Source organism: Streptomyces ipomoeae 91-03 (assembly GCF_000317595.1).
Classification (GTDB): Bacteria; Actinomycetota; Actinomycetes; order Streptomycetales; family Streptomycetaceae; genus Streptomyces; species Streptomyces ipomoeae.
In genome coordinates, this window is record NZ_AEJC01000600.1 from 1 (window position 1) to 2014 (window position 2014).

The 2014-nt window shown below is 69.2% G+C and carries 2 protein-coding genes and 1 pseudogene; 1 reads left to right on the forward strand and 2 read right to left on the reverse strand.

What is annotated here, in order from left to right; all coding sequences use genetic code 11:
• A pseudogene (locus STRIP9103_RS38605) lies at positions 1-343 on the reverse strand (cbb3-type cytochrome c oxidase subunit I); the annotation flags it as partial.
• Positions 344-392: 49 nt separating this feature from the next.
• Entirely contained in the window at positions 393-1145 is a 753-nt protein-coding gene (locus STRIP9103_RS38610) for an MBL fold metallo-hydrolase (protein ID WP_009336460.1), read from the reverse strand.
• Between the two features lie 352 nt (positions 1146-1497).
• On the opposite strand from STRIP9103_RS38610, the gene STRIP9103_RS38615 reads away from it, so the two are divergent.
• A complete protein-coding gene (locus STRIP9103_RS38615) occupies positions 1498-1956 on the forward strand; it encodes a hypothetical protein (RefSeq protein ID WP_009336458.1) in 459 nt (152 codons plus the stop codon).
• The last annotated feature ends 58 nt before the right edge of the window (positions 1957-2014 follow it).

Below are 2014 nucleotides of genomic sequence, written 5' to 3' on the forward strand. Positions count from 1 at the left end.
AAGCCGGCCACCGCGATCAGCGAGCCGAAGAGGTAGAGCCAGTAGGCGAACATGTCAGCCGCGGGAACGCCACGTCGGGCGCGCCGATCTGCAGCGGCATGATCCAGTTGGCGAAACCGGCGAACAGCGGCGTCGCGAACATCAGCAGCATGATCGTGCCGTGCATCGTGAACGCCTGGTTGAACTGCTCGTTCGACATGAGCTGCGTACCCGGGCGGGCGAGCTCGGCGCGCATGAAGAGCGCCATGACGCCGCCGATGCAGAAGAACGCGAACGACGTGACCAGGTACCACTCCACGTCCAAGACTTTCGGGCGGTCCTCGCAGAACGCGTACGGCTGGATCTCGTACGCCTTCTGGACCTCGTACGTCTTCTGGGTTTCGTACGGCTTCTCAGATCTCGTACGTCTTTCTGGGCACCGCCAGCTCCACCGGGCCGTCGTACACCTCGCGGGCGTCGGTGAGGTTGACCTGCGGGTCCGTCCACGGCGGGATATGGGTGAGGACGAGGCGGCGGGCGCCGGCGCGGGCGGCCGTCTCGCCGGCCTCACGGCCGTTGAGATGCAGGTCGGGGATGTTCTCCTTGCCGTGGGTGAAGGCGGCCTCGCACAGGAACAGATCGGTGTCGCGGGCCAGTTCGTCCAGGGCGGCGGTGACACCGGTGTCCCCCGAGTACGTCAGGGACTTGCCACCGTGTTCGATACGGATGCCGTACGCCTCCACGGGGTGGGCGACCCGTTCCGTGTGGACGGTGAAGGGGCCGAGGTCGAACGTGCTCGGCTTGACCGTGTGGAAGTCGAAGACCTCGCTCATGGAGGAGGCGGACGGGGTGTCGGCGTAGGCGGTGGTCAGGCGCTGCTCGGTGCCCTCGGGTCCGTAGACCGGGATGGGGGCGCAGCGACCGCCGTCGTGCCGGTAGTAGCGCGCGACGAAGTACGCGCACATGTCGATGCAGTGGTCGGCGTGCAGATGGCTGAGGAAGGTCGCGTCGAGGTCGTAGAGACCGCAGTGGCGCTGCAGCTCGCCAAGGGCACCGTTGCCCATGTCGAGAAGCAGCCGGAAGCCGTCGGCCTCTACGAGGTAGCTCGAGCAGGCCGATTCCGCGGACGGGAACGACCCCGAGCAGCCGACGACGGTGAGCTTCATGAGAGCTGGAACCTCCGCGTTGGCGTGAAGTCGTGACAGTCGTGGTGTGCGTCGTGATGTGCGGACGGGTTGCGGATTACAGGTGGTACGCAGTGCGCGTTGCAGTTGGCAGGGTTGCCAAGGACGGACATGGGCGCAACAAGGGTTGTGCGGTGCGTTGAGCGTAAGGCGCAAAAGGGTGGGTCGCTCCTCCACCAGGGGTCGTTGTGGGCGAACTCACCTGTGCTGTCACCGGTTCGGCTGGTGGTGGGGCCGTTGGGGCGCGCGTGGGCGGGGGTGAAGTGGCGCCGGGGGGCGTGGGGGTGTGCGACAGGGCGGGCGGCGCGTCGGGGGCGCCGGTACCGTCGTGCGTATGGACACGTCCTGGTGGTTGGCGCTCGCGGCGGTGGTGCTGTTGGCGTTGGTCGCGGCGGTTGTCGACGGGTGGGGGCGGTCCGGGCGGCCGGGGCGGCGTGAGCGTGTCGCGGGCGCCGGGGGCGGGCCGCTGCCTCGGGCCCGGCCCCTGCCTCGGCCCGCGGAGATCTGGTGGGCGAGTGTGCCGTTCGAGGACGGGGGTGGGGGGAAGGATCGGCCCTGTCTGGTGCTGGCGGTGCGGGGGGATCGCGCGCGGGTCGTCAAGATCACCAGTCGGTATCGGGACGAGCGGGGTGGGGTGATTCCCCTGCCGCCGGGGGTGGTGGGGGATGTGCGGGGGCGGCCCAGTTTTCTGGAGACCGGGGAGCTGCGGGATGTGTCGGTGTGGGACTTCCGGCGCAAGGCGGGGGTGGTGGACCCGGTCCTTTGGGACCAGGTGCGCCACCTGTCCGGCTAGCTTTTCCCCGCCCCCGCCGCCCCTACCCGTCCCGTCCCCCAGGGGCTGCGCCCCTTCG

Excerpts from the sequence above, each read along its gene's own strand:
- STRIP9103_RS38610 (WP_009336460.1), bottom strand. The coding sequence starts at position 1,145 with ATGAAGCTCACCGTCGTCGGCTGCTCGGGGTCGTTCCCGTCCGCGGAA.
- STRIP9103_RS38615 (WP_009336458.1), top strand. The coding sequence starts at position 1,498 with ATGGACACGTCCTGGTGGTTGGCGCTCGCGGCGGTGGTGCTGTTGGCG.